Annotated in this window: 29 protein-coding genes and 3 tRNA genes; 21 read left to right on the top strand and 11 right to left on the bottom strand. The window is 45.6% G+C overall.

Features of this window, described 5'->3' with window-relative positions; all coding sequences use genetic code 11:
* The first annotated feature begins 9 nt into the window (after nucleotides 1-9).
* From kdsA to ftsB, 3 genes are read left to right on the top strand one after another with little or no spacing between them, the layout of a single operon-like run.
* On the top strand, nucleotides 10-873 hold the full coding sequence (gene kdsA, locus ICN11_RS02945) for a 3-deoxy-8-phosphooctulonate synthase (RefSeq protein ID WP_216229075.1): 864 nt from the start codon (nucleotides 10-12) through the stop codon (nucleotides 871-873).
* A gap of 34 nt (nucleotides 874-907) precedes the next feature.
* The gene (gene eno / locus ICN11_RS02940; protein WP_216229074.1) at nucleotides 908-2,194 is read left to right on the top strand and encodes a phosphopyruvate hydratase; all 1,287 of its coding nucleotides are present in this window, start codon (nucleotides 908-910) and stop codon (nucleotides 2,192-2,194) included.
* A 19-nt stretch (nucleotides 2,195-2,213) separates the two neighbouring features.
* Nucleotides 2,214-2,540, top strand: a complete 327-nt coding sequence (gene ftsB, locus ICN11_RS02935; protein WP_216229073.1) for a cell division protein FtsB — start codon at nucleotides 2,214-2,216, stop codon at nucleotides 2,538-2,540.
* Nucleotides 2,541-2,547: 7 nt separating this feature from the next.
* Here ftsB and ICN11_RS02930 read toward each other — a convergent pair whose 3' ends face one another.
* Nucleotides 2,548-3,513: an Hsp33 family molecular chaperone HslO gene (locus tag ICN11_RS02930; RefSeq protein WP_216229072.1), complete on the bottom strand. Its 966-nt coding sequence runs from the start codon at nucleotides 3,511-3,513 to the stop codon at nucleotides 2,548-2,550.
* A gap of 68 nt (nucleotides 3,514-3,581) precedes the next feature.
* Between ICN11_RS02930 and gltX the strand changes: the two genes are divergently transcribed.
* From gltX to ICN11_RS02910, 4 genes are all read left to right on the top strand, one after another.
* Entirely contained in the window at nucleotides 3,582-4,985 is a 1,404-nt protein-coding gene (gene gltX / locus ICN11_RS02925) for a glutamate--tRNA ligase (RefSeq protein WP_216229071.1), read from the top strand.
* Between the two features lie 81 nt (nucleotides 4,986-5,066).
* Nucleotides 5,067-5,142, top strand: a tRNA-Ala gene (locus ICN11_RS02920).
* A gap of 40 nt (nucleotides 5,143-5,182) precedes the next feature.
* Nucleotides 5,183-5,258, top strand: a tRNA-Glu gene (locus tag ICN11_RS02915).
* A 57-nt stretch (nucleotides 5,259-5,315) separates the two neighbouring features.
* Nucleotides 5,316-5,392 (top strand) — tRNA-Asp (locus ICN11_RS02910).
* Between the two features lie 55 nt (nucleotides 5,393-5,447).
* Here ICN11_RS02910 and ICN11_RS02905 read toward each other — a convergent pair.
* Nucleotides 5,448-6,272 carry a M48 family metallopeptidase gene (locus ICN11_RS02905; RefSeq protein ID WP_255539864.1) on the bottom strand — a complete coding sequence of 275 codons (825 nt, stop codon included), beginning with the start codon at nucleotides 6,270-6,272 and terminating at the stop codon, nucleotides 5,448-5,450.
* 37 nt (nucleotides 6,273-6,309) lie between these two features.
* On the bottom strand, nucleotides 6,310-6,909 hold the full coding sequence (locus tag ICN11_RS02900) for a hypothetical protein (protein ID WP_216229069.1): 600 nt from the start codon (nucleotides 6,907-6,909) through the stop codon (nucleotides 6,310-6,312).
* Nucleotides 6,910-7,061: 152 nt separating this feature from the next.
* Here ICN11_RS02900 and hyi point away from each other — a divergent pair, with 152 nt between their 5' ends.
* The 4 genes from hyi to ICN11_RS02880 are packed head-to-tail and all read left to right on the top strand — an operon-like array spanning nucleotide 7,062 to nucleotide 10,361.
* Nucleotides 7,062-7,844, top strand: coding sequence for a hydroxypyruvate isomerase (gene hyi / locus ICN11_RS02895; protein ID WP_216229068.1), 783 nt, complete (start codon nucleotides 7,062-7,064; stop codon nucleotides 7,842-7,844).
* 15 nt (nucleotides 7,845-7,859) lie between these two features.
* Nucleotides 7,860-8,756: a 2-hydroxy-3-oxopropionate reductase gene (locus ICN11_RS02890; RefSeq protein WP_216229067.1), complete on the top strand. Its 897-nt coding sequence runs from the start codon at nucleotides 7,860-7,862 to the stop codon at nucleotides 8,754-8,756.
* Between the two features lie 8 nt (nucleotides 8,757-8,764).
* The gene (locus ICN11_RS02885) at nucleotides 8,765-9,352 is read left to right on the top strand and encodes a YqiA/YcfP family alpha/beta fold hydrolase (protein ID WP_216229066.1); all 588 of its coding nucleotides are present in this window, start codon (nucleotides 8,765-8,767) and stop codon (nucleotides 9,350-9,352) included.
* A 4-nt stretch (nucleotides 9,353-9,356) separates the two neighbouring features.
* Nucleotides 9,357-10,361: a DUF3108 domain-containing protein gene (locus ICN11_RS02880; RefSeq protein WP_216863131.1), complete on the top strand. Its 1,005-nt coding sequence runs from the start codon at nucleotides 9,357-9,359 to the stop codon at nucleotides 10,359-10,361.
* Between the two features lie 27 nt (nucleotides 10,362-10,388).
* Here ICN11_RS02880 and ICN11_RS02875 read toward each other — a convergent pair whose 3' ends face one another.
* The 6 genes from ICN11_RS02875 to mltG form a co-directional block, all read right to left on the bottom strand.
* On the bottom strand, nucleotides 10,389-10,928 hold the full coding sequence (locus ICN11_RS02875; RefSeq protein ID WP_216229065.1) for an ion channel: 540 nt from the start codon (nucleotides 10,926-10,928) through the stop codon (nucleotides 10,389-10,391).
* An 85-nt stretch (nucleotides 10,929-11,013) separates the two neighbouring features.
* Nucleotides 11,014-11,715 (bottom strand): ankyrin repeat domain-containing protein, encoded by a 702-nt coding sequence (locus ICN11_RS02870; protein ID WP_216229064.1) that lies wholly within the window; start codon nucleotides 11,713-11,715, stop codon nucleotides 11,014-11,016.
* Nucleotides 11,712-12,500: a TatD family hydrolase gene (locus ICN11_RS02865; protein ID WP_216229063.1), complete on the bottom strand. Its 789-nt coding sequence runs from the start codon at nucleotides 12,498-12,500 to the stop codon at nucleotides 11,712-11,714. The genes ICN11_RS02870 and ICN11_RS02865 overlap by 4 nt, the downstream gene beginning before the upstream one ends.
* Nucleotides 12,501-12,511: 11 nt before the next feature.
* A complete protein-coding gene (locus ICN11_RS02860; RefSeq protein WP_255539863.1) occupies nucleotides 12,512-13,657 on the bottom strand; it encodes a DNA polymerase III subunit delta' in 1,146 nt (381 codons plus the stop codon).
* The gene (gene tmk / locus ICN11_RS02855; protein ID WP_216229062.1) at nucleotides 13,658-14,296 is read right to left on the bottom strand and encodes a dTMP kinase; all 639 of its coding nucleotides are present in this window, start codon (nucleotides 14,294-14,296) and stop codon (nucleotides 13,658-13,660) included.
* A 5-nt stretch (nucleotides 14,297-14,301) separates the two neighbouring features.
* Nucleotides 14,302-15,300 carry an endolytic transglycosylase MltG gene (gene mltG, locus ICN11_RS02850; RefSeq protein WP_255539862.1) on the bottom strand — a complete coding sequence of 333 codons (999 nt, stop codon included), beginning with the start codon at nucleotides 15,298-15,300 and terminating at the stop codon, nucleotides 14,302-14,304.
* Nucleotides 15,301-15,397: 97 nt separating this feature from the next.
* Between mltG and ICN11_RS02845 the strand changes: the two genes are divergently transcribed.
* Together ICN11_RS02845 and ICN11_RS02840 are read left to right on the top strand one after the other, a co-directional pair.
* Nucleotides 15,398-16,405: a folate-binding protein YgfZ gene (locus ICN11_RS02845; RefSeq protein ID WP_216229060.1), complete on the top strand. Its 1,008-nt coding sequence runs from the start codon at nucleotides 15,398-15,400 to the stop codon at nucleotides 16,403-16,405.
* A gap of 27 nt (nucleotides 16,406-16,432) precedes the next feature.
* Nucleotides 16,433-17,290 carry an NRDE family protein gene (locus tag ICN11_RS02840; RefSeq protein ID WP_216229059.1) on the top strand — a complete coding sequence of 286 codons (858 nt, stop codon included), beginning with the start codon at nucleotides 16,433-16,435 and terminating at the stop codon, nucleotides 17,288-17,290.
* A gap of 21 nt (nucleotides 17,291-17,311) precedes the next feature.
* Here the strand turns inward: ICN11_RS02840 and ICN11_RS02835 are convergent, their stop codons facing one another.
* Nucleotides 17,312-17,794: a PaaI family thioesterase gene (locus ICN11_RS02835; protein ID WP_216229058.1), complete on the bottom strand. Its 483-nt coding sequence runs from the start codon at nucleotides 17,792-17,794 to the stop codon at nucleotides 17,312-17,314.
* Nucleotides 17,795-17,849: 55 nt separating this feature from the next.
* Here ICN11_RS02835 and ICN11_RS02830 point away from each other — a divergent pair, with 55 nt between their 5' ends.
* From ICN11_RS02830 to ICN11_RS02795, 8 genes are all read left to right on the top strand, one after another.
* A complete protein-coding gene (locus ICN11_RS02830) occupies nucleotides 17,850-19,316 on the top strand; it encodes a YdiU family protein (protein WP_216229057.1) in 1,467 nt (488 codons plus the stop codon).
* 18 nt (nucleotides 19,317-19,334) lie between these two features.
* Complete coding sequence (gene msrB / locus ICN11_RS02825; RefSeq protein WP_216229056.1) at nucleotides 19,335-19,748, top strand: peptide-methionine (R)-S-oxide reductase MsrB; 414 nt, start codon at nucleotides 19,335-19,337, stop codon at nucleotides 19,746-19,748.
* A 26-nt stretch (nucleotides 19,749-19,774) separates the two neighbouring features.
* Complete coding sequence (locus tag ICN11_RS02820) at nucleotides 19,775-20,323, top strand: septation protein A (protein ID WP_216229055.1); 549 nt, start codon at nucleotides 19,775-19,777, stop codon at nucleotides 20,321-20,323.
* A complete protein-coding gene (locus tag ICN11_RS02815) occupies nucleotides 20,320-20,604 on the top strand; it encodes a BolA family transcriptional regulator (RefSeq protein ID WP_216229054.1) in 285 nt (94 codons plus the stop codon). The genes ICN11_RS02820 and ICN11_RS02815 overlap by 4 nt, the downstream gene beginning before the upstream one ends.
* A 52-nt stretch (nucleotides 20,605-20,656) precedes the next feature.
* The gene (locus ICN11_RS02810; RefSeq protein ID WP_216229053.1) at nucleotides 20,657-21,451 is read left to right on the top strand and encodes a peptidylprolyl isomerase; all 795 of its coding nucleotides are present in this window, start codon (nucleotides 20,657-20,659) and stop codon (nucleotides 21,449-21,451) included.
* A gap of 90 nt (nucleotides 21,452-21,541) precedes the next feature.
* Entirely contained in the window at nucleotides 21,542-21,928 is a 387-nt protein-coding gene (gloA, locus tag ICN11_RS02805) for a lactoylglutathione lyase (protein ID WP_216229052.1), read from the top strand.
* 15 nt (nucleotides 21,929-21,943) lie between these two features.
* The gene (locus ICN11_RS02800; protein WP_216229051.1) at nucleotides 21,944-23,116 is read left to right on the top strand and encodes a GNAT family N-acetyltransferase; all 1,173 of its coding nucleotides are present in this window, start codon (nucleotides 21,944-21,946) and stop codon (nucleotides 23,114-23,116) included.
* On the top strand, nucleotides 23,113-23,367 hold the full coding sequence (locus tag ICN11_RS02795) for a DUF1289 domain-containing protein (protein WP_216229050.1): 255 nt from the start codon (nucleotides 23,113-23,115) through the stop codon (nucleotides 23,365-23,367). The genes ICN11_RS02800 and ICN11_RS02795 overlap by 4 nt, the downstream gene beginning before the upstream one ends.
* Here ICN11_RS02795 and ICN11_RS02790 read toward each other — a convergent pair.
* Complete coding sequence (locus ICN11_RS02790) at nucleotides 23,364-24,971, bottom strand: ABC-F family ATPase (protein WP_216229049.1); 1,608 nt, start codon at nucleotides 24,969-24,971, stop codon at nucleotides 23,364-23,366. The two genes, ICN11_RS02795 and ICN11_RS02790, sit on opposite strands and share 4 nt — an antisense overlap.
* Between the last annotated feature and the right edge of the window lie 50 nt (nucleotides 24,972-25,021).

Raw genomic sequence — 25,021 nt, 5'->3', positions numbered from 1 at the left:
GAGATCATCATGAGTGCATTTAAGTTATGTGGTTTTGATGTTGGATTGGATCACCGCTTTTTTCTGATTGCGGGTCCTTGCGTTATTGAGTCCGAACAATCTGCTTTAGATATTGCTGGCGAGCTCAAAGAAATTACTTCTGCACTAGGTATTCCATTTATCTATAAGTCATCTTTTGATAAAGCCAATCGCTCATCTGGCACCTCTTTCCGAGGCTTAGGCATGGAAAAAGGGCTCGAGATTCTGGCGCGTGTAAAACGTGAAATTGGCGTACCGGTTTTGACCGATATCCATGACATCAGCGAAATTGCTCCCGTATCAAAAGTGGTAGATGTTCTTCAGACGCCAGCCTTTTTATGTAGACAGACTGATTTCATTCGAGCTTGCGCACAAAGCGGCAAGCCAGTGAATTTTAAGAAGGGTCAGTTTCTATCTCCACATGAAATGCTGAACGTCATTGATAAAGCGCGTGCAGCAGCTGCAGAAATGAACCTAGCGGATCAGTTTATGGTTTGCGAACGTGGCGCTTCTTTTGGTTACAACAATCTTGTTTCCGATATGCGTAGCTTGGCAATTTTGCGTGAAGCAAAGGCACCAGTTGTTTTTGATGCGACCCATTCAGTTCAGCTTCCTGGTGGTCAAGGTAATGCGAGTGGCGGGCAGCGGGAGTTTGTTCCTGTATTGGCTCGCGCTGCTGTTGCGGTAGGCATCAGCGGGCTATTTATGGAGACGCATCCAGATCCAGCTAAAGCCCTTTCTGATGGCCCAAATGCTGTACCGCTAAACCGTATGAAAGAACTGCTGGAATCTTTAGTTGCAATTGATTCTGTTGTTAAGAAGCCCGGATCATTTTTAGAAGATAGTTTTAAGTAATTCCCCAAATTCATTTTTACTTAGGAGAAGGTGCATGAGCGCCATTGTTGACATCATCGGTAGAGAAGTTTTAGATTCACGCGGCAACCCAACGGTTGAGTGCGATGTATTGCTAGAGTCTGGCGTTATGGGGCGCGCAGCAGTGCCTTCAGGCGCTTCAACAGGGTCACGTGAAGCCATTGAGCTCCGTGATGGCGATAAAGCGCGTTACCTGGGAAAGGGCGTTCTCAAGGCGGTTCAAAATATCAATATCGAGATTGCTGAATCGATCTTGGGTCTAGATGCTAGTGAACAAGCTTTCCTTGATCACACCTTAATTGAATTAGATGGAACTCATAACAAGGCTCGCTTAGGCGCTAACGCAACTTTAGCCGTCTCTATGGCTGTGGCACGTGCTGCTGCAGAAGAGGCTGGCTTGCCTCTGTATCGCTATTTTGGCGGATCAGGCGGCATGCAATTACCGGTACCAATGATGAACATCGTTAATGGCGGTGCTCACGCCAATAACAGCTTGGATATTCAAGAATTTATGGTGATGCCTGTCGGTGCTCAAAGTTTCCGTGAAGCATTACGTTGTGGCGCAGAAATCTTCCATGAGTTGAAGAAAATTTTAGGTGCGCAGGGCATGCCAACTACCGTTGGAGATGAGGGTGGTTTTGCACCAAACTTCAAGAGTAATCAAGAGTGCTTGCAGACCATCATGAAGGCAATTGAAGGCGCTGGTTACCAAGCCGGTGAAGATGTTTTATTAGCTTTGGACTGCGCTGCTAGTGAGTTTTACAAAGATGGCAAGTACCACTTATCAGGCGAAGGCTTGCAACTGACCTCAAGTGAATTCTCAGACTACCTCGGCAACTTAGCTGACCAATTCCCGATCGTATCTATTGAAGATGGAATGCATGAGAGTGATTGGGATGGATGGGCTGACATTACTCAAAAATTGGGTAAGAAAATCCAATTGGTTGGAGACGATCTCTTTGTTACCAACACTCGCATTCTTAAAGAAGGTATCGAGAAGGGCATTGCAAATTCGATTCTCATTAAGATCAATCAAATTGGTACATTGACTGAGACCTTTGCAGCGATTGAAATGGCGAAGCGTGCTAATTACACTGCAGTCATCTCTCATCGCTCTGGTGAAACAGAAGACAACACGATTGCTGATATTGCTGTTGGCACCAATGCTGGCCAGATTAAGACAGGCTCTTTGTCTCGCTCTGATCGCATTGCCAAGTACAACCAATTGCTGCGTATTGAAGAAGATTTGGGTGATGTAGCTACTTATCCTGGTAAATCTGTTTTTTATAACCTCAAACGCTAAATAACAGCTTCATTTTTTTATGCGGATCGTCATCTACTCTATGCTGCTATTGCTTATCGCAATACAGTACCCACTGTGGTTGGGCAAGGGTGGATGGCTTAAAGTTTACGAGATGGAGAAACAGCTTGAGCTTCAGCAAGCCAAAAATAGCTTGCTGAGCTTACGTAATGCAAAACTTACTGGTGATGTAAAGGATTTAAAAGACGGCACTCGCGCCATTGAAGAGCGCGCTCGTGTTGAGCACGGCATGCTTAAGGAAGGCGAGTTCTTCGTACAAATTCTGCCAACCGAAAAGTCAGCCGCCAATGCTGCGGATGGCGTGAAACCAACAACTACAAAGCAATAACTACTGCTTAATGTCCGCTTGATGGCGGTCTTGTAGCGTCGGCCAATAAGTCTGTTTTAAATACTTGCCTGCAATCAACGGCATCAAAGCGATAGGCTTTAGCGCAAAAATCACACTCAGTTTCTACAGCACCTTGTTCGGCAAGGATGCTTTCAACTTCTTCTTCGCCTAGCATTCTGAGGACATCAGCCACCTTAGCGCGGGAGCACCGGCATCCGAAGCGAACAGCGCGTGCCGGAAAGCTGCGAACACCACTTTCGGCAGATTCCTCTAAAAAGAGACGGCGGAGAATGGTTTCCGGGGGTAGGGTCAATAACTCTTCATTGGTGATGGTTTCACCAAGCGTCTGAATTCTCGTCCATCCCTCTGCGGCAAGCTGAGGATCTAGATGCGCATGGCCGCCAGAATCAGGTAACCGTTGCAAAAGCAATCCACCAACATGGGTATCGTTTGATGCTAGCCAAATACGAGTATCTAGCTGCTCTGAATTTTGCATGTATAGAGCGATAGCTTCAGCAGCGCTAGTCACTGGCTTAATGACCGTACCACGATGCTCCTGAAGGGCCACAATGCCTTGATAGGGCGGTTGACCGGGCTGACGGTCAGATGGATCAAGAGTGATCACCAGTCGCCCCGTATTGTCTGCATCCAGAAGCTCGCCTAAGGTCGCTTCAGGATCGATGCTGGCTGCATCAACAGACAGCTTTACGGTAGCTCGCATTGTCAGATCAGATTTGCATTCAACTACTAGAAGTTGGATAGGACCCTTGCTTTGAGCTTGAATAATCAAAGTCCCATCAAATTTGAGGCTGGCGCTTAAAAGCGTCGCTGCACCCACAAAATCACCTAGGATTCGTCGTATTACAGGGGGATCATTACGGCGCTCTAAAACGGCCTGCCAGGCGCTGCTAATGGAAACAATTTCCCCGCGGACCGGGGCGCCATCGCACATAAATACAAGTAATTCGTTCATAGGTGAAAGTATCCACTTTTTTGAGGGTCAGGGTGCTAAATGATGAAATCCTAGGCCGACCTGAGATAATGGCATTTATGCATATACGTACACGTTTCGCCCCCAGTCCAACGGGCTTCATTCACTTGGGCAACCTTCGCAGCGCTTTGTACCCATGGGCTTTTGCCCGTCATAACAAAGGCGATTTTATTTTGCGCATCGAGGATACCGATGTGGAGCGTTCCACTCAGGAAGCGGTTGACGTCATCATTGAGGGTATGGCCTGGCTTGGTCTAGATTTAGATGAAGGCCCAATTTATCAAATGCAACGCATTGATCGCTATCGCGAAGTTGTTAAGCAGATGCTAGATGCTGGCCTTGCTTATCCTTGCTATATGAGCGAAGAAGAGCTCAATAAGCTGCGCGATCAACAGATGGCCAACAAGGAAAAGCCGCGCTATAACGGCCAATGGCGTCCAGAGCCTGGTAAAACTTTGCCAGAAGTTCCAGAGGGTGTTTTGCCGGTGATTCGGTTTAAGAATCCCATTGGCGGATCCGTTATCTGGGATGACGCAGTTAAAGGCAAGATTGAAATTAGCAACGATGAGTTAGACGATTTAGTGATTGCTCGTCCTGATGGCACGCCAACCTATAACTTCTGCGTTGTGGTGGATGACCTTGATATGAACATTACCCACGTCATTCGTGGAGATGATCATGTGAATAACACGCCTCGCCAAATTAACATCATGAAGGCACTCGGCGGTATACCGCCGGTATACGCCCATTTGCCAACAGTCTTAAATGACTCCGGTGAAAAAATGAGTAAGCGTAATGGCGCCATGAGTGTTCGCGATTACCAAAAAGCAGGGTACTTGCCCGAAGCCATTCTGAATTACCTTGCACGATTAGGATGGTCTCATGGTGATGCGGAGATCTTTACTAAAGAGCAGTTTGTGAATTGGTTTGACTTAGATAGCCTTGGTAGATCACCCGCGCAACACAATCCTGAAAAACTGCTTTGGTTGAACCATCAATATATTCAGAATGCAGATCCAGCTGTCCTTGCAGATGCTACCAAGCCTTTTGCACATGAGTTAGGTATTGATACGGAAAAGGGTCCAGACTTTGTTCAAGTAGTTGCACTCCTGAAAGATCGCGCAAACACGCTGATTGAAATCGCTGAGGGAGCGAAGCTTTTTTACTTGCCGGCACCGACGCACAATCCTGAGCAGATTGCCGCAAATATCTCAGCTGAAATCATTCCAGCATTAAAAGATTTGATCGAAGCGATTAAGTCTGCGGAGCATACAAAAGTTGCTTATGGAGCAGCTTTTAAAGAAGTTTTAGCCAAGCATCAGATCAAAATGCCAGCGTTAGCAATGCCTGTCCGTTACGCCTTATTTGCTACAACTCAGACTCCAGCCATTGATTCCGTCTTGGTTGTTTTGGGTAAGGATGAAGCTGTAGAAAGGCTCTCCAAGGTCGTCTAAGACAGAATTTGCGTCCTCTTACAAAAATAGGATAAAATCTTGGATTGTTTTGAGTGTCTTGTAGATTTTTAGCGAGATTACGGGGGTATAGCTCAGCTGGGAGAGCGCTTGCATGGCATGCAAGAGGTCAGCGGTTCGATCCCGCTTATCTCCACCAAGCATTTAAAATAGCAGCATTAGTTTTAGCAGTAGTCCAGGTCCCCATCGTCTAGAGGCCTAGGACATCACCCTTTCACGGTGAGTACGGGGGTTCGAATCCCCCTGGGGACGCCAAAATTTTTGGCTAGTTGTGAGTAGTATGAAGTGACACAAGTAGCATGCGATGTACTTGGAGCGGTAGTTCAGTTGGTTAGAATATCGGCCTGTCACGCCGAGGGTCGCGGGTTCGAGTCCCGTCCGCTCCGCCAAGTAAGTTTAAAAAGCCCCTGCATAAGGGGCTTTTTTCATTTCAAGGGCATTCCTTTAAATCTTCTTAGTACGCGATGGTTTTGGTGCAGCCTTATAAAGAGGTTCAACCGAAGGCATCAGTGCAGTCAATTGCTCAATTCGAGTTTCACCAGAAGGGTGGGTGGATAAGAACTCTGGTGAACTATTACCTTTAGTCGCCTTCAACATTTTTTGCCAAACGGTGATTGCGCCCATTGGGTTGTAACCAGCTCTTGCGGCTAGCTCCAAACCAATTGCATCAGCTTCTGACTCATTTTCTCTAGAGTTCGGCAGAACAATTGCGTATTGAGCCACTTGGTTGGCGGCGCTTACTGCCGATCCATATGGCCCAGCTACTGCCATAGCGATATTGACTAAGATATTTTGGGCTGCGGCTTGAGAAACTCGCTCCCTGCCATGCTCTCTTAGGGCGTGAGCGATTTCATGGCCCATGATGGCAGCAATTTCGTCATCAGTGAGATTGAGCTCTTCAATGATCCCCGTGTAGAAGGTAATCTTTCCGCCTGGTGCGCAGCTAGCATTTAGTATTGGCTCATCAATGAGGGTTAAGCGCCAATCCCATTGTCTAGTGTCATCTCGGAATGCCTCGGTCTGCGGAATGAGTCGATTCGCAATGAACTTCAAGCGATCATAGGTGGGTCCTGACGTGACCAGTATATTTTTTTCTTTTGCTTTTTGATTTTGCTCGCTATAACTTGCGGCAGAGAGGCGATTAACGTCCTCTGAAGAAGCCATCATGAATTGCGACCGATTTACACCGACAGCTCCAGGCCTGGTGGTGTTAGCGCAAGCCGAGAGGATGGCAGAAACCGCAAGGATCCAAAAGATACGAATGCTCAAGTGCGATCCCTGCATTTACAACGAATTACTTGATGCCTTATTTCTTTTTAGGCGCAGTAATGGATGCGGCCATAGCATCAAAATAAATTACCTTAACCTGTTCGCCAACATTCACATCGGCTAGCAATTGTGGGTTCTTAACTGTCAACACAGTAACTTTTCCACTTGGACCCTTAACGGAAACCAATTTCTTGGTACGGTCAACCGCAACAATGTCAGCAATGATCGTTGTGGTGTTGGTAATTGTGCGAGTTGGCTTTTCACCAGGTTTGGAGGCTACTTCTGATGAAGTTTCTACTTTGCTACGAATGCCATCGCTCTTAGTCTTGATTAACTCAATTGCTACAGCCAATTCATAAGTAACACTTAGTCGATCACCTTTTTTGATTTGATCAAAACTCTTGATCTCTGGGCCAGCAACAAATTTAGATTCACCTTCGTTGTTTTTAAAGAAAATCGTGCGAGTTTTCTTATCAATCTTGGTAACCGTGCCTTCATATAACTGGAAAACATTGTCAGTGACAGCTGCGTCCACAACTACGGCATTTGCTGCGGTAGGTGTTTGAGCCATAACAAGTGCTGGGCCTGAAAGTAGGGCTGCGGCTACGAGGGTAATTGGGGCGAATTTAATTTTCATAACTTTCCTTAATATTAAGTACTTCTATAGAGATATTAGCGTATTTTTATCCCCAATTTGACCTAAAACGCCATCCTTTGGCGCTCAAGGAAATTTATAGACTTCTTTGATAACATCAGTTCTTTTGTAGCGCCTTGATCAAAAGGAATGAGATGCCCCGTTTTGCAGCTAACCTCACGATGCTTTTTAATGAAGTTCCATTTTTGGAACGCTTTGCTCTTGCCAAAACTGGTGGGTTCAAAGCTGTTGAATTTCTCTTCCCTTATGAATTTGATGCTCAAGAGATTAAATCTGCCTTAGATAACAATGCCCTAAAGCTGGTGCTCCACAATCTCCCTGCTGGCGATTGGAGCGCAGGTGAGCGAGGAATTGCCTGTTTACCCGATCGCGTTGCTGAGTTCAGGTCTGGGGTCGCTAAAGCCATTGAGTACGCCGCCATTCTTGAGGTACCCCAATTAAATTGTCTTGCTGGGAAGGCTCCGGCAGGATCTGATCTAAAAATACTTCACGATATTTTTGTATCCAACCTTCAATATGCAGCCAGTGAACTGAAGAAGGTTGGATTAAAGCTATTAATTGAGCCAATTAATACGTTCGACATTCCTGGCTTTTATCTCTCTAAGACGGAGCAGGGAATTTCCATTTTGAATGCTGTTGGTGCTGATAATGCATTTCTACAATACGACATCTATCATGCACAGCGCATGGAGGGCGAGTTGGGTAACACCATTCAAAAGCACCTCAACCGAATAGCGCATATTCAACTGGCCGATAACCCAGGCCGCAATGAGCCAGGCACCGGAGAAATCAACTACGAATATCTTTTTGGTCTGTTAGACCGCCTTGGTTACGACGGCTATATTGGCTGTGAATATAAACCCCTGAAATCCACTGAGGCAGGTCTTGGGTGGATGAGCCAATACGAACAAGAATAAAACTAGGAAGACATTATGAGTAAGTTAAAGCTAGGTTTCGTTGGTCTCGGAATTATGGGCGCACCTATGGCAGGTCACCTGGTTGCTGCCGGTCACGAAGTATTTATCAATACCCGAAGTAAGATTCCGGATGAGTTGTCTAACAGTGCTGCGATTCCATGTTCTAGTCCTGCAGAAGTTGCTAGCAAGGCAGACATCATCATCACGATGGTTCCAGATACCCCCGATGTTGAAAAAGTTTTATTTGGCGAAAACGGTATTGCATCTGGATTGAGTAAGGGCAAGATTGTTGTAGATATGAGCTCCATCTCACCCATCGCAACAAAGGAGTTTGCTCAAAAGATTAATGCCCTTGGATGTGAGTATCTGGATGCACCTGTTTCGGGTGGTCAGCTTGGCGCTAAAGGTGCAACCCTCACAATTATGGTGGGTGGCAGCGATGCGACCTTTGCAAAAGTAAAGCCTGTATTTGAATTAATGGGTAAAAACATTACTTTGGTTGGTGCCAATGGTGCCGGCCAAATCACGAAGGTTGCCAATCAAATTATTGTGGCTTTAAATATTGAAGCAGTTGCTGAAGCGCTGGTATTTGCTTCTAAAGCTGGTGCTGACCCAGCGAAAGTACGCGAAGCCTTAATGGGCGGTTTTGCTAGCTCTAAGATTTTAGAAGTTCATGGTGAGCGAATGATTAAACGCACATTTGATCCTGGCTTTAGGATTGAGCTTCATCAAAAGGATTTAAATCTTGCACTTAGTAGCGCTAAAGCCTTAGGTGTCTCCTTGCCCAACACTGCAACCGCTCAAGAATTGTTGAACTCCTGCAGCGCCCATGGCGGCAATGCCTGGGATCATTCAGCGATGGTCAAGGCCTTAGAAAAAATGGCGAGCTTTGAAATTGGTCAGAAGGCTTAAAAAAGATTATGAGAACAACGCTGTTGGTTTATCTTCATGGCTTTCGCTCCTCCCCGAATTCAAGCAAGGCGGTGATGACTGGTGAGGCGGTGAGAGCGCTCTCAACACCTGACAATGTCTATGAATGGTATTGCCCTCAATTATTGGCATCCCCTAAAGAAAGTATCGATATGGTTGTTAAACATATCGATCAATCTAAAGCAGATCGCATGGTCATCATCGGATCTTCTTTGGGTGGCTTCTATACAAACTACCTTGCTGAGAAATATCAATGCAAAGGTATTGCCTTAAATCCTGCGGTTTATGCAGCAAGAGAGTTAGAACCTCATGTTGGCCTGATGACTGCTTACGATAGTGAAGAGCCATTTGATTTCAAAGCTGAGTACATTGATGAGCTACGTGCTTTGCAGGTTGACAAGATTACCAATCCAGGGCGATATTTTTTAATCGCCGCAAAGGGTGATGAGCTCCTAGACTGGAAGGAGATGTCTGATTTTTATCCTGGAGCCAAGCAATTGATTCTTGAGGGCAGTGATCATGGTATTGCCGACTACGCCAATCATCTACCAGCGGTAATTGAATTTATCGAGCATTAATTTCTTGATTGATTCATTTGGTAATTTATTCCAATCTATACGCAGAAGATCTCTGTGGATTCTGATTGCCGCCATTTTTCTATCCGTCCTTGGACACCTGATTTTATTTTTTGGCCTTCCTTTCTTTTCTTTCGGTAGTACGCCTCCGATTGCTGAAGACCTGATTATCAAAACAGAACTTCGTATTGAGCCGCCTAAAAAGATTCAACTTAGCAGCGCACCAAAGAAAAAATCTACACCCAAGAAACCCAATGCTGTATCTGCAGATCCGATTTCAGATGCAGGCAAAGGAGAGCAGGGGGCATTAGGCAATCAATCTGGCCAAGCATTTCGTCTTCCAGATTCTGGAACCTATTACTTCGATGCCTATGTTGATGGGCAACTCTATCAAACTGCGCAACTGGACTGGATTGCTGAGGGTAATAACTACCGTCTCTATATCAACATACCTTACGCAGTTGTTGGCCCATTTGTATTTGAATCCCGCGGCTCGGTCGATGCGTACGGAGTTGCCCCCTCTATCTACTGGACGCAACGCGGAACAAAACCCCCGCGTTACTCAAGATTCGATCGAGATCGGAATGGAGTAGGGAAGATGTACTTTTCTGAGAAGCCAGAATTTACCCCCGATTTATTGCCAGGAACCCAGGATCGATTTAGCCTGATGTTCCAGTTTGCCTCCCTGCTAAATGGCAGCGACAAAATTGATGATGCTGGAAGTATTAGGGCGCTTCCTGTGGTCGACTACAACACGCTTGAAATGTGGCAATTTAAGAGTTATGGCGAAGAAGAGTCGGAGGCTATTCCAAGCCTAGGGAAGTCAGTGAATCGCCATTACGCGCTCATGCAGCGTGAAAACGACCCATACAAGCGCCAGGTTGATATTTGGCTTGCCAGGGACCTCGATTGGCTACCTGGCAGAATGCGCTCCCTGGAGTCCAATGGACGCGTTTTGGAGCTAGTCTTTAAGCAAAAGGCGCCTATTGATAAAGCAAAGCTGCTTAATTAGGCTTGAAACAATTCAAATGAGTCTTTTTTAGAATCCAGCTCCGGACTTTGGATTCTGGTTTGACCGGTTTAATAAGGCGCCCATCATGGAATACAAGGCAGCGCCAGACATTGAGACCGCAAAGATGCCTGAGAAGGAGATGATGATAGGCAGGATTCTCCAACGCTCTGATAGCGTGTAATCACCATATCCAACCGTGGTGTACATTTCGCCTGCAAAGTAGAAGGTTTGTGGATTGGTTGGGAAGACCTGTAAAGCAACGCAGATATAAGACCAGGCCACAATTTCTATGAAATGACTACCAATGATCAACAAAATGGCAATGAAATAGGACAGGAAATTTGCTCCGTATATGCGCTTATTTTCAAGTTTGCGATCCAGCCAGTGAAATGCGCCTGCAATCATCAAAACAGCAACGCCATGCAATGTCAGCATGAGGCAAGCCAGAATCAATACAAACCAAATCTCACTATTGCCCATATCCGTATTAATTTCAGAGAACAGGGTGCTGAAACTAGGTAGGCTACTAAAACCTGGAAGTTTGATGAAATGATCAATGAGGTCCATACGAAGTGCTTATTTGAGGATGCTTTCTTAGTTACATTTCTTATTTGACATAATAATGATTATACGCAAGTAATACTTATGTCAGTTATGTGGGGCTCTTTATGGGGCCGCCTGGATATGGCTGCTTATAGAGCTTCTGCCAACGAGAAATCAAACCCTCACGTATATCTTCTTTGCTAAATAACGCAGCTACATCAATTGCTGAATAGCCTTCATGGTTACGCATCTTCAAATCAGCGCCGTTATCCAATAAGAACTTAATTAGCTGATCGTTTCCGGAGCTGACGGCCATCATTAAGGGCGTTGTTTCGCTGGGGCTTAGCGCGTTAACTTTGGCGCCATTGGCAACCAAGAATTGAGCGACACTAAGCTTCCCAGTGGTACAGGCGTAATGTAAAGGCGCCCAACCAGACCTATTCACATCGGCTTTCTTCTTAAGCACCAAGGTCTCTACCAAAGGGAGTTCGCCCTCAATAGACGCCATCATTAGTGGGTTTTCACCGCTTTTATTGGTTAGATTGATATCTGTTGCAGGGTTGGCAATCAGCAGGTCTACAACCTTGAGGGACTTATCCCGAATGGCAACAATCAACATCGGATTGCCTTTGGGATCCAGTGTATTAGGGCTAACTCCAGCCTTAATTAGGGACTGAACCTCTGAGACGTCGTCAAATTTTGCCGCTTTAGTGAAATCAGCAATTTGATCTGCTGTTTGAGCGAATACAAGGCTAGAGAGGCCTAGAAAAGCAGCACTAAATGCGCAATTTAATTTAAATGAATTTCTCATGAAATCGGTCTATTTATATGAAAACATTGGAAAAAATTACTAGAAGTTTGTGCCGCAAGTGTCTCAATTGAGACGCCCTTCAAATCCGCAATAAATTCACCAACTTTAGAGACCCAGGCAGGCTCATTAGTCTTACCGCGATATGGAATTGGCGCTAAATACGGTGAATCTGTTTCAATCAGCATGCGCTCTAGAGGCACTTGCTTACAAGTTTCCTGAAGATCTTTTGCGCTCTTAAAGGTCACAATTCCAGAAAAAGAGATGTAAAAGCCCATTTCCATGGCCGCCTTGGCAACTTCGGTAGATTCTGTAAAGCAGTGCATTACGCCACCAATTTGATCAGCACCCTCTTCTTTGAGGATTCGAAGCGTATCTGCTGAAGATGAACGCGTATGGATGATGAGGGGCTTTTTAGATGCAATAGCTGCTCGGATATGGGTTCTGAAACGCTCTCTTTGCCATTCCATGGATTCATAGCTTCTATCGCCCATGCGATAGTAATCAAGCCCAGTTTCACCAATGGCAATAATTTTGGGGTGTTTTGCCTCTTCAGCTAGGAATTCAAAGCTAGGTTCTGGCGTATCTTCGTAATCAGGATGCACCCCCACAGAGGCATACAAATGAGCATGGTCCTCGGCAAGTTTTTTCACATTAGGAAAATCAGGAATATCAACTGAAACGCAAAGTGCATGGCTCACCTTGCAGGCGGCCATATTGGCCAAAACCTCAGGTAAGCGAGTTTGAAATTCTGGGAAATCGAGGTGGCAATGGGAGTCTATAAACATGACTCGCCATTTTAGTCTTCAAATACCTGTTGGTATTGGGAAAGCAAGGCTTCGAGCTGAATGCGAGTGGCCAGAGGGTGATTTTCATGGCGGCGCGCCTGTATTAAGGACTTCCAGAAACGCAGTAGCTTGGGAAGGCGTGCTTGTTGAGCGAGAGTCTTTATCGTCGCTTCATGTTTGGGGTAATAGCGAGGCGAACCCATTTGAGTGCAACTTTGCAGGTCCGAGACCCAGCGTTGCATTGTGGCTAGCAAAACCGAATAACGCGCTTTTTGCGTCTTATCAGCAGCATCTAACCAATTAATCCGAGCGCCCTGCGACATCGACTGCAATAAATACCGCGATGCTTGAATTGCAATGGTGAGCTCATCTTTTTCATCTTTATTGTGACGAGCAATTAATGAATCCAAAACGGCATAGGGCGCCCCACCCTGCTCGTCATAAATAGACTCAATATCAGCATCACTAATTTTCATACCAGGAACTGAGGCGAGTTGATTGCGCAACCAATTCAATCCACTGATTCGATCTGGGCGTGGTGCTGACAACAAGCGACAGCGTGATCGAATTGTTGGCAAGACGCGATCGAGGCGATCAGCTAGCAATATAAAGATTGTATTTTTTGGCGGCTCTTCAAGAGATTTGAGTAAAGTATTTGCAGAGTCTGCCCTGAGCATTTCTAATGGATAAACTAAGATGACGCGATTTCCTCCGCGGTGCGTCCCAATTGAAAGTCCTTCAATTGCACTTCGTGCATCTTCAATTGAAATACTTTTCTTCTCTTTTTTCTCAGGTGCATCACCATCACCATCAATTTGACTCGCCTTTGTTTTTTTAGGTGAGTCAGATTCAGAATCGAAATCACCATGAGGTAAAAGTTTGCGATGTGTTTCAGGGACAAGTGCAATAAAGTCTGGATGGTTGGCTGAGTCAAACCACCGGCAAGCCTCACAGTGATTGCAGGGCTTTGCACCTTCAGTGGCCTCACATAAAAGCGCCTTAGCCAATTCAATAGAAAACTCGAACTTGCCAATGCCGGATTGGCCATGGATTAGAACGGCATTAGGGAATGAAGAAAAATTCATTCCATCCCAGACAGGCTCAAGCCAAGGGGCTATTTTTTTCGCAGACTCATGTGGAAACATCAGATCAACCATTTACAGCTTGATCTCCAATGATTCAAGATCATTCCAAATCACATCTGGTGTACGAGTGGCATCTACTAAAAAAAAGCGTTTTGGATCCGCCTTTGCTCTGCGGAGATATTCCTGGCGAACCTTTTCAAAAAAATCTAAATCCATCTTCTCAAACTTATCTGGCGCCCTCACCTTAGATCTTCTGGCCTCAGCAACAGAACCGGGTAAGTCAAATAAGAAGGTGAGATTAGGTTGTAGTAAAGAGCCATCTGGACGACCCTGCACCCAACGCTCTAAATCATTTAACTTCTCTAAACTTAAGCCACGACCACCGCCTTGATAAGCAAAACTAGCATCAGTAAAGCGATCGGAAATAACAATCTTTCCAGCCTTTAGTGCCGGCTCAATTACTTGCGCAATATGTTCCCGACGTGCCGCAAACATCAACAACGCTTCGGTTTCTAGATTCATGGGGGCATCAAGCAATAAGGAGCGTAGTTGCTCGCCTAACCGAGTACCACCCGGCTCTCTTGTCATAACAACATCACGATCTGGATATCGTTTTTTTAATAGCTTGGCAAAGGAGTCAATATGCGTGCTCTTCCCTGCACCATCGATGCCTTCAAAGCTAATGAAATAACCTGGAAATGGAGTTGTCATAAGAATTACTGTGAATTCGATTTAGTAGTTACATTGCGTTTGCGTTGAAATTGATCAACAGCATTTTCATGCTCTTTTAAGGTTTTGGAAAAATGGCTACTGCCATCACCACGAGCGACAAAATAAATAGCATCACTTTTAGCTGGATGCATCACAGCTTGAAGAGATTCCTTGCTCGGCATTGCTATTGGCGTTGGTGTTAAACCTTTGTGCATATAAGTATTGTAGGGACTGTCTTTACGCAAATCCGCTTTTCGAAGATTGCCGTCAAATTTAGGGCCAATACCGTAAATTACGGTCGGATCGGTCTGAAGGGGCATATTGATCTTGAGGCGATTAACAAAGACCGCTGCAACCAGAGATCTATCGCTAGATCGTCCCGTCTCTTTTTCAACGATAGACCCCAAAATGAGGAGCTCGTATGGGTTTTTTAATGGCGAAGTAGCATCTTTTTGTTCCCAGGCGGATGTCAGTTGCTTTTGCATGGCTTGGGATGCCCGACGATAAATTGATATATCTGAGTCGTCTGGATCAAAAATATAGGTATCCGGATAGAAAAGACCCTCATCTCCAGGATAAGAAAGACCAATAGCCTGAAGCAATTCTTTAGAGCTCATGCCCTTGGTTTGATGAATCAGTGCTGGATGACCATCTATTAGGCTTCTCAGCTGCCAGATGGTCATGCCGGGAATAATGGCAACACTCTCCCTGACCCGGTCACCACGGGCAACTTGCAGCAAAACATTTCCTAAGCTTGCACGGGGTGCCAATAGATAGGTACCCGGCTTTAGCTTGGAGCCAACAAATAGCGCTCTTGCTGCGATCTGTAGAGTTAGCGGATTAGTGGCTACACCTTGCTCGGATAGCTGGCTTGAAATGGCCGATAGACCCGATTGAGAGGCAATCTTGACTTTGTATGCGGAAGCCCCCGGAATATTGGATGCACCCGGCACAACCGGCCATAAGAAGATGGCTCCATATAGAAGAATAAGAAAGCCAGCCAAGTAGAGTACATAGGATTTCCATGCCCCACAATTTGAATGCTTTGTAAATAGAGTTCTTCTCTGAAATTTTCTGCTCATCGAGCTATGATAAAAGCACATGACCCAAAGTTCAGAAAACACCTTAATGCCCGCAATTAGCCTAAATCACGGATTAACCGCCCTAACCAATTGGGGTTTGATCCTAGTTGAGGGTCCCGATGCTGCAGCCTTGCTACAGGGCCAATTAAGTAATTCCGTAGTCAGCCTAAAACGAACCCTTTCAGGTGAAACGGCGCAAGGTCCTACAGCTGTTCGCCTGGTTGGTTATTGCAATCCCAAGGGGCGGCTTTTAGCCAGCGCTTGGCTTGCCTTGTTTCCAGAGTCTGCCGATTCCGATGATCGTTTTGCTCTTTTCATCTCCAAAGATATTGCAGCCAGCACTGCTAAACGATTGGCGATGTACGTTCTGCGCTCAAAGGTAAAGGTGCTGGATGTTTCAAACGAATGGGATGTATTTGGCTCCTACCAAAACGCACAAGGCGAGCAATCGATTGCCTTACCCAAGGATGCTCTCGCATTGCGAATGCCCGATGTACTTGCTGAAGGACAATCCTTTCAGCGCACTCTGATTGCAAAAAGAAGGTCAGATTCCAATATATCTTCAGATGATGGGGCCGCCCTCATGCAGTGGAATTCTTTAGAGGTGTTGAGCGCAATTCCGCGTATTGTGCTGGCCACCCAAGAACAATTTGTTCCGCAGATGATTAATTTTGAATCAGTTGCTGGAGTAGATTTCAAAAAAGGTTGTTACCCGGGCCAAGAAATCGTTGCTCGGAGTCAATATCGTGGTGCAGTAAAGCGCCGACTTCAGCTAGCACATACAGAGGCAGGTGAATTGTCCTTAGATCTCGCAAAGCCTGGTGTTGAGTTATTCCATGATGGTGACGCTAGCCAACCATGCGGTATGGTAGTTCTGGTGGCTAGCAACCCAAGCCATCCAGATCGCATTGATCTTCAGGTGGAGTGCAAGTTAGATGCACTTGAGTCAGGACAAATCCACCTAGCTATGAGTAATGGCCCTGTGTTAAAAATAGACCAATTGCCTTACCCTTTAATAGAAATTTAATTTCATTACCGTACTAATTAATTTGTTATGTGCCTAATTCTCTTCGCCTGGAAATCACACCCAGACTACCCTTTGGTTGTAGCGGCGAATCGAGATGAATTTTATGAGCGCGATACCGATCCAATGGGATGGTGGTCAGAGCACCCTCATGTCTTAGCAGGAAAAGATAGAGCAGATGTATTGGGCAGCCCCGGAACATGGCTTGGCTTTACCAAGAACGGCCGCTTTGCTGCCCTCACCAATGTCAGGGCACCGAGTGAAAAAAATCCCGATGCAAGAACACGGGGAGAGCTCAGCCTACGCTATCTGACAGGCCAGCACAAACCCCATGCTTATATACAAGAAAATGCAAAACGGTTCGAGCAGTACAACGGATTCAATCTATTAATGGCAGATCTCAGTGATCCAGAGAATGCAGAAATGCACTGGGTCAGCAATCGCCTCATGATGGGTCAAAACATTCGCCCAAGAAAAGTATTTCCTGAGCAAGCGCTGAGCCCCGGAGTCTACGGTCTATCGAATGCCATGCTCGATACCCCATGGCCTAAAGTGAATCATCGAGTAGCGGCGTTTGCTCAAACATTGGCTATGGACAGTGGACAACTTAAAAATGCGGATCACTATTTACGTGTACTAGCAGATACACATGAAGCAAGCACTCAAGAGTTGCCGAGTACTGGCGTAAACCCAGATTGGGAGAAAGCCTTATCTGCTGCATTCATTAAGACGCCCTCTTACGGAACGCGTTCAAGCACTATTTTGCGTGTTCGCAAGGATGGTCAGTTTGAGATGGTAGAAAGACGTTTCGATGCGAATGGCACCGTGGGTCATGATGTTGTTACTGGAGAACTCAGCGCCGCTCCAGGATCCAATCTCTCTGTATAAGCAATCAATACGGTTAAATTTTTACTTCTGACGCGAGTCTTCGTTTACTACTCGCTCACCATTTGCATCTTTAGTAGCCAGTCGTTTTAGAAATTGGAATGTACCTGTTGCCATACAGCAGATTTCACCTTGATCGTTATAGAGCTTAGCCTCACAAAAGGCCATCGTAGCTGTACGTCGAACAGTATCTGCTTTTACCCTCAAGATGCCATTGGCAGCCTGCATAAAGTTATTCTTCATCTCCACAGTTACAACGCTTCGATCGCTAGGATCACTAGAACGCGCAGCCACCGCCATAGCAACGTCCATCAGAGTAAGCAATACGCCGCCATGGGCGACGTCCCAAGTATTGGTGTGCTCAGGCTTGAGGGCTAGGAGTATTTCCCCTTTACCCATCTCGGCGCTGATCAGACGCACGCCAAGTAGCTTTAAAAAAGGAACATTGAGTTCTTCGCCCAGATTGGCAAGCTGAGTTGCCGCATTCAGTTGTACTTTATTTGTCATAGGGTCATTTTAGAGGCTTCTGCGATGCTTGTGAATTACCCATAGAATACAAAATATGCCCTTTAATCTGCGTGGCGATGATGTCTGTCAGCCTACCCAACCTACTCCGCTACCGAACCCCTATTGGGTGGCATTTTCGCCTTCTGTCGCTAAGCTAGTTGGAATGGAACTTGGGGTGAATAACTTTCCCAAAGACCCTGAGTGGCTAGGAGTATTAGCAGGAAATCAACTCAATGTTGGAGAGTTGGAATTTTCAAAGCCAATTTCTACAGTCTATAGCGGCCATCAGTTTGGCTCGTGGGCAGGACAGCTTGGTGATGGTCGCGCTATTTTGCTTGGAGATATCAATAATCTCGAACTCCAATTAAAAGGTGCCGGTAGAACTCACTATTCCAGAATGGGGGATGGCAGAGCAGTTTTGAGATCGTCTATTCGCGAGTTCTTATGTAGTGAAGCAATGCATGCTCTTGGCATTCCTACCAGTCGAGCTCTTGCATTAGTGGGATCGAAGCAAGCCGTTAGGCGAGAGACCATGGAAACCGCAGCGGTATGCTCTCGCATTGCCCCAAGCTTTATTCGGGTTGGACACTTTGAGCACTTTGCATCATTACAAAATATTGTGCGTCTGAAAGAATTGGCTGATCTCCTGATTTCTGAATTCTATCCAGAGTGTCTTACCACCAAAGACCCCTATCTCAATCTATTCAAAGAGATTAGTGCTCGTAATGCTAAATTGGTTGCCCAGTGGCAATCTGTTGGATTTTGTCATGGCGTTTTAAACAGTGACAATATTAGCGTCCTCGGGCTTACTATCGACTATGGGCCTTTTGGCTTCTTAGATCACTTTGAAATTGATCATATCTGCAACCATAGCGATCTTGGTGGTCGATACGCTTATCATCGCCAACCTCAAATCATGCATTGGAATATGGCCTGCCTTGCTAGCGCAATGCTCCCATTGCTGGAGCTCGAGCATTCCGCAGAAGAATCTCAAGACCTTCTCCGCTCCGCGCTCGAAGAATTTCCAGTAATTTATGCAAAAGAGTGGCAACAGCTATTCCGCTCCAAACTAGGTTTGCAGTCAATAGAAGATGGTGACGTCGGATTAATTGAGCGTCTCCTGCAAGCGATGCATGACTCAAAGGTAGATTTCACTAATTTCTTTCGCAACCTCAGTAATCTAAAGAAAGATTCCAAGCTGATAGAGATCATGCTGAGAAATGAGTTTGTTGATCGTGAGAGCATCGATCAATGGTTTACTGACTACATTAATAGACTGCAATCTGAGTCTTTGAGTGATGCAGAAAGAAAAGGATTGATGAACCAAGTCAATCCAAAATACATCCTACGAAATTATTTGGCTCAAACCGCTATTGAAAAAGCCCAGCAGGACGATTTTTCTGAAGTTCAAACATTGCAACAGATACTGATGCATCCGTTTGATGAACAAGAAGCATTTGAGCAGTACTCAAATCCTCCGCCCATCGATATGCAAGCTATTGCAGTTAGCTGCTCGTCATAACTAAATGCATTCACCACTATGACCAAGAAAACAGATCAAGAATATAAAAAATCACTGAGCGATATTCAATATCGAGTAACGCGAGAAGCGGCAACCGAAAGGCCTTTTACCGGCGAGTTTTGGGATCACTGGGCTACCGGTCAATATCGCTGTATCTGTTGTGACACGCCATTATTTCAATCTTCCACTAAATTTGATGCAGGTTGCGGCTGGCCAAGCTATAACGCACCTGAGAACAATGCGGCAATTACTGAAATTCGGGATAGCTCCCATGGAATGATTCGCACCGAAGTGTGCTGCACCGAATGTGATGCGCATTTGGGACATGTTTTTGATGATGGCCCACAGCCAACGGGGCTGCGCTACTGCATCAACTCAGCCTCCTTGAAATTTGAGCCCTCTGAGAATGCCGCCCTCAATAAAGCAGAATAACTTTCAAATAGCTGGATAATCACTGCATGAAATTTCTATTCGACCTCTTCCCCATTATTCTCTTTTTTATTGCCTTTAAATTCGGCGATATCTATACCGCAACTATCGTAGCCATGGTTGCTACCATCGGTCAGATTTTGTGGGTGTACTACCGCCATCGAAAAATAGATGCAATGCAATGGGTTAGCCTTGTCATGATTCTAGTTTTTGGTAGCCTAACAATCTTCTTGCATGACAAAACTTTTATTCAACTAAAGCCAACTGCTCTTTACTGGTTATTCGCTGGCGCCCTATTTATTAGCGCGCAGTTCTTCCAAAAGAATTGGATTCAAGTGTTGATGGGTAAACAGATTACCCTCAAAGAGCACAGCTCTAAATCCGTGTGGCATCAAGTAAATATGGCTTGGGCAACATTCTTCTTTTTTATGGGTGCCCTCAACCTCTATATCGCCTTTGAATATTCGGAAGAGACTTGGGTCAATTTCAAGCTATTTGGCAGCACAGGATTGCTAGTAATTTTCGTCATTCTTCAAGGCGTCTGGCTCAGTCGCCATATGGAGCACCCTGCAGAATGAGTATCAATCAAGATCGAATTGCCTTGTTTGAGTCAGATCTAAAGTCGGCCTTTCAGTTAACCCAGTTGAATATTGAAGATGAAAGCCATCTCCATGCAGGTCATGCCGGAGCAGCTTCTGGTGGCGGGCACTTTAAGCTCACCATCGTAGCCCCAGAATTCGAGGGAATGAGCAAGATGGCTCGCCATAGAGCCATCTATGCTGCTTTAAATAAGCACTTCCCTGCTGCCATCCATGCCCTCACCATCTTGGCATTCACACCTAGTGAAAGCACCAATTAGTCATAGATTGCATTAAGATTTCCCTTTTACACATACTTTTATTTCCCACTCCATGTTGAATACACGCCAAATTTTGACTATCAGCGCATTTGCCGCTGCACTTCTCTCATCCGCTGTTTATGCGCAAAATGCCGCCATCGTTAATGGCAAAGCAATTCCTAAGGCACAGCTAGATAAATTAGTTCAAAAATCGAATCAACCCGATAACCCGCAAGTACGAGATCAAGCAAGAGAAATGCTCGTCACTCGTGAGCTCATTTTGCAAGAGGCCAATAATCGTGGCGTGATGCAAAAAGAGTCAGTTCGCGAACAGCTTGAGCAATCCAAAATGGGTATTTTGATTGCGGCAGTATTTGAAGACTATGTTGAAAAAGAAGGTGTTGCAGATGCTGAGCTGAAAGCCGCTTACGAACAAGTTAAGGGCCAGTACACTGGCAAGGAATATCACGTAGAACATATTCTGGTTGAAAAAGAAGCTGACGCTAAAGCAATAACAGCGCAAATTAAAGCTGGTGGTAACTTTGAGCAAATTGCCAAGGAGAAGTCAAAGGACCCTGGCTCCGCTCCGAATGGTGGCGATCTCGGTTGGGTAAGCGAAAAAGCACTCGTGCCTGAATTTTCCAAAGCGATGGTCCAGCTCAAAAAAGGTCAAGTAACTGACAAGCCAGTCAAGACTCAATACGGCTGGCACATTATTAAATTGGATGATGTACGCGATGTGAAAGCGCCTAGCATGGAAGAAATTAAGGACCAGCTAAAGCAAATGATCACCGCAGATCAAAATTGGCAAAAAGCGAAATTCTCTGAATTAATGCAAAAGCTTCGCGCTAAGGCAAAGATTCAGTAAAGCAAAGCTGCTCTAGCTAACAAACCCAGGCCAACCCCCTGGGTTTTTTCATGCCCAACGAAAAACTACGTTTACCTTTATATTCGAACAATGATGATCTTACACACCATGCTTAGAGTCGGCAATATGACTCGCTCGATTGATTTCTACACCAAAGTTTTAGGCATGAACCTTCTGCGAACTACTGAGCGTCCAGCGCAGAAATATTCTTTGGCATTTGTGGGCTTTGGAAATGGAAATGCAGATGGGCAATCTGAGATTGAGCTGACCTATAACCATGGTGTTGATAGCTATGACTTGGGCACTGCTTATGGTCACATTGCAATCAGCGTTCCTGATGCTTATGCTGCTTGCGAGAAGATCAAGGCCTCAGGCGGCAATGTGACTCGCGAAGCTGGACCAGTAATGGGTGGAGATACCATCATCGCATTCGTTACCGATCCAGATGGTTACAAGATTGAGATAATTCAGGACTGATTTTTTTCTCTTCCGTTGAATCAAGATTCCATCCAACTTCGGGTAATTCAAAGTCTTTCAGATATTGCTGAGGCTGACTGGAATGCGCTACTTTCGCCCGATGCTGGACCATTCCTAAAGCATGCATTCCTAAATGCTTTAGAGCTAACTGGATGTGTTGGTGGCAATACCGGCTGGCATGTAGCCCACCTCTTAGTCGAGGACTCAGACTCAAGACTTCTTGGAGCAATGCCCCTTTACCTCAAGCAACACTCCTACGGGGAGTTTGTTTTTGATTGGGCATGGGCCCAGGCTTACGAGCAGAATGGCATGCCCTACTTCCCTAAGGCGCTTTCTGCAATACCATTTACACCCGTTCGCGGGCCAAGACTTCTTGTGTCAGCAAATGCAGATAAAAGCGCCATTCAAGAGGTCTTAGTATCGGGCTTGAAAACGCTAGTAAAGCAAAATACGCTCTCCTCAGCACATGTCCTTTTCCCAGAGGCTAGCGAACTCGATGAACTCAAGCAGCAAGGATTCATGCTCCGCGATTCTGTTCAATTCCATTGGCATAACGCTGGGTACCAAGATTTTGAGCATTTTCTTGCCAACTTAACAATGAAGCGCCGTAAGAATATTCGGCGAGAACGTGCTGCTGTAGAGAGTCATCAAATTACCTATCGTCATATTCCCGGATCGATTGCAATACCTGATGATTGGGCCTTCTTCTATCGCTGTTATGAAAACACCTATATCGAGCACCGCTCTTCACCCTACCTAACGGAGGAATGCATTCAATTGCTTGGTAGAAGCATGCCTGAGAATTTCCATCTCATCATTGCTTCTCAGGATGGCAGACCTATCGCATCATCATTGCTTGCAGTGGATCGCCTGACTTCAAAAGCATATGGTCGCTATTGGGGTGCTATAGAACATATTCCTTGTCTGCATTTTGAATTGGCTTATTACCAGGCTATTGAATATTGCATCAAGGAAGGTATCAAGATATTTGAAGGTGGCGCTCAGGGTGAACACAAGATGGCCAGAGGATTTTTACCTACCACCCTGCAATCTGCCCATTGGATTGAAGATCCCGGCTTTTCTAATGCGGTGAAACGCTTCTTAGAGCGTGAACATGAAGGTATGGCAGCGTATGTTGATGAGCTTGAGCAACACATTCCACTGAAATCGTCTAAAGTACTGCCATGACCTCATCCAACAACTCACCAGAGCAAGCAGGAGCTAATTCCTTAGCGGTTGGTGACGATGCCTCTGACTCACCCTGCATTGGTGTCTGCACAACTCTGTATGACGAAATCTGTCAGGGCTGTGGCCGCACTCTAGGCGAGGTCAGCAATTGGGTATTTTTTAGTCAGGAAGAAAAAGATTCAGTTTGGAAACGCATCCGTGCCGATGGCACTGCAATGCGATTCCAACGTCAAGCCAAAGAAAATACTTAGCCAGCTAAAGCTTGGCTACGCAAATACTCTTCATAAGTTCCAGAGTAGTCGGCGATTGTTCCATCCATCTTCACTTCAAGGATGCGATTAGCCAAAGCAGAAACAAACTCGCGATCATGGGATACGAAAATTAAAGTGCCTTCGTATTTCTCAAGAGCGATTTGCAAGCTCTCAATCGATTCCATGTCCATGTGGTTGGTTGGCTCATCCATTGCAAGAACGTTATATTTCTGAAGCATCAATTTGCCCCAAATCATTCTGCCCTTTTCACCACCGGATAGCACTTTCACAGACTTGCCAATATCATCGCCGGAGAATAGCAGGCGGCCTAATGTGCCACGAATCACTTGATCATCGTCGCCTGTACTGCGCCAGTTGTTCATCCAATCCATGAGCAATTCGTCTTTTGCGAACATCTCAGTGTTGTCCTGAGGCATCACGCCCACGTAAGCATTTTCTGCCCACTTCACATCACCACTATCAGCGGCAATTCCATCAAAACGTTTGCTCAGGATAGTTTTCAGTAGCGTTGTCTTACCTGCACCGTTTTGACCAATGATGGCAATCTTTTCACCGGCACGCACACCTAGCTTAAAGTTTTTGAAGATGGTACGGTCAAAGGTTTTAGTCAGGGCGTTGCACTCAACAGCCATGTTGTGCAACTTCTTCTCAGAATCAAAACGAATAAATGGATTCTGGCGCGAAGAAGGCTTAACTTCAACGATCTCAATTTTCTCTAACTGCTTCTGTCGAGAAGTAGCCTGACGCGCCTTCGATGCATTTGCAGAGAATCGGGCTACGAATGCCGCTAATTCAGCAATTTTTTCTTTAGCTTTGACGTTGTTGCTGAGTTGCTGTGTTCTTGCTTGAACGGATGCAAGCATGTAGGAATCGTAATTACCTGGATAGACCTTCAGTGTTCCAAAGTCCATGTCAGCCATATGTGTACATACTTCATTGAGGAAGTGGCGATCATGGGAGATGATGACAATCGTGCTCTTAATTTGATTCAGAATATCTTCAAGCCAATGAATGGAGTGAATATCCAAGTTATTGGTTGGCTCATCTAGAAGCAGCACATCTGGATCAGAGAACAGTGCTTGCGCTAACAATACGCGCAACTTCCAGCCTGGAGCTACAGCACTCATTGGGCCATTGTGTTGCTCAATCGGAATACCAATACCTAGCAACAACTCCCCTGCTTTTGCCTCTGCGGTATAGCCACCGTATTCTGCATACTTACCTTCGAGCTCAGCAGCCTTCATGTAATCTTCATCGGTCGCATCTGCATTGGCGTAGATAGCATCGCGCTCAGCTGCGGCCTTCCACATCTCTTCGTGACCCATCATCACCACATCAAGTACGCGAACATCCTCATACGCAAACTGGTCTTGGCGCAATTTACCTAAACGAATACCAGGGTCCAAGCTCACGTTTCCGCTAGTTGGCTCAAGCTCTCCACCCAAAATCTTCATGAAAGTAGATTTACCGCAACCGTTGGCGCCGATTAGGCCATAGCGATTACCGCCGCCAAACTTAACGGAGATGTTTTCAAACAAGGGTTTTGCCCCAAACTGCATAGTGATATTAGATGCTGACAGCACGGATGTGTTCTTACTTTCTGATAGGTCAAATACGAGGGTGCGGATGCAGG

The sequence above is a fragment of the Polynucleobacter sp. 78F-HAINBA genome, from assembly GCF_018882325.1.
GTDB lineage: Bacteria > Pseudomonadota > Gammaproteobacteria > Burkholderiales > Burkholderiaceae > Polynucleobacter.
Note: the sequence above shows the minus strand (reverse complement) of the source record. Positions and strands in the feature narration are given on the sequence as shown.

Bases quoted from the DNA above. Each gene is read 5' to 3' on its own strand.
- gloA (WP_216229052.1), top strand. From the start codon at position 21,542: ATGATGATCTTACACACCATGCTTAGAGTCGGCAATATGACTCGCTCG.
- ICN11_RS02795 (WP_216229050.1), top strand. From the start codon at position 23,113: ATGACCTCATCCAACAACTCACCAGAGCAAGCAGGAGCTAATTCCTTA.
- ICN11_RS02835 (WP_216229058.1), bottom strand. From the start codon at position 17,794: ATGACAAATAAAGTACAACTGAATGCGGCAACTCAGCTTGCCAATCTG.
- eno (WP_216229074.1), top strand. From the start codon at position 908: ATGAGCGCCATTGTTGACATCATCGGTAGAGAAGTTTTAGATTCACGC.
- ICN11_RS02875 (WP_216229065.1), bottom strand. From the start codon at position 10,928: ATGGACCTCATTGATCATTTCATCAAACTTCCAGGTTTTAGTAGCCTA.
- hyi (WP_216229068.1), top strand. From the start codon at position 7,062: ATGCCCCGTTTTGCAGCTAACCTCACGATGCTTTTTAATGAAGTTCCA.
- msrB (WP_216229056.1), top strand. From the start codon at position 19,335: ATGACCAAGAAAACAGATCAAGAATATAAAAAATCACTGAGCGATATT.
- ICN11_RS02900 (WP_216229069.1), bottom strand. From the start codon at position 6,909: ATGAAAATTAAATTCGCCCCAATTACCCTCGTAGCCGCAGCCCTACTT.
- ICN11_RS02930 (WP_216229072.1), bottom strand. From the start codon at position 3,513: ATGAACGAATTACTTGTATTTATGTGCGATGGCGCCCCGGTCCGCGGG.
- ftsB (WP_216229073.1), top strand. From the start codon at position 2,214: ATGCGGATCGTCATCTACTCTATGCTGCTATTGCTTATCGCAATACAG.
- tmk (WP_216229062.1), bottom strand. From the start codon at position 14,296: ATGACAACTCCATTTCCAGGTTATTTCATTAGCTTTGAAGGCATCGAT.
- ICN11_RS02890 (WP_216229067.1), top strand. From the start codon at position 7,860: ATGAGTAAGTTAAAGCTAGGTTTCGTTGGTCTCGGAATTATGGGCGCA.
- ICN11_RS02830 (WP_216229057.1), top strand. From the start codon at position 17,850: ATGCCCTTTAATCTGCGTGGCGATGATGTCTGTCAGCCTACCCAACCT.
- ICN11_RS02885 (WP_216229066.1), top strand. From the start codon at position 8,765: ATGAGAACAACGCTGTTGGTTTATCTTCATGGCTTTCGCTCCTCCCCG.
- ICN11_RS02810 (WP_216229053.1), top strand. From the start codon at position 20,657: ATGTTGAATACACGCCAAATTTTGACTATCAGCGCATTTGCCGCTGCA.
- ICN11_RS02870 (WP_216229064.1), bottom strand. From the start codon at position 11,715: ATGAGAAATTCATTTAAATTAAATTGCGCATTTAGTGCTGCTTTTCTA.
- ICN11_RS02845 (WP_216229060.1), top strand. From the start codon at position 15,398: ATGACCCAAAGTTCAGAAAACACCTTAATGCCCGCAATTAGCCTAAAT.
- ICN11_RS02820 (WP_216229055.1), top strand. From the start codon at position 19,775: ATGAAATTTCTATTCGACCTCTTCCCCATTATTCTCTTTTTTATTGCC.
- ICN11_RS02860 (WP_255539863.1), bottom strand. From the start codon at position 13,657: ATGGTTGATCTGATGTTTCCACATGAGTCTGCGAAAAAAATAGCCCCT.
- ICN11_RS02840 (WP_216229059.1), top strand. From the start codon at position 16,433: ATGTGCCTAATTCTCTTCGCCTGGAAATCACACCCAGACTACCCTTTG.
- gltX (WP_216229071.1), top strand. From the start codon at position 3,582: ATGGCATTTATGCATATACGTACACGTTTCGCCCCCAGTCCAACGGGC.
- ICN11_RS02865 (WP_216229063.1), bottom strand. From the start codon at position 12,500: ATGTTTATAGACTCCCATTGCCACCTCGATTTCCCAGAATTTCAAACT.
- ICN11_RS02815 (WP_216229054.1), top strand. From the start codon at position 20,320: ATGAGTATCAATCAAGATCGAATTGCCTTGTTTGAGTCAGATCTAAAG.
- kdsA (WP_216229075.1), top strand. From the start codon at position 10: ATGAGTGCATTTAAGTTATGTGGTTTTGATGTTGGATTGGATCACCGC.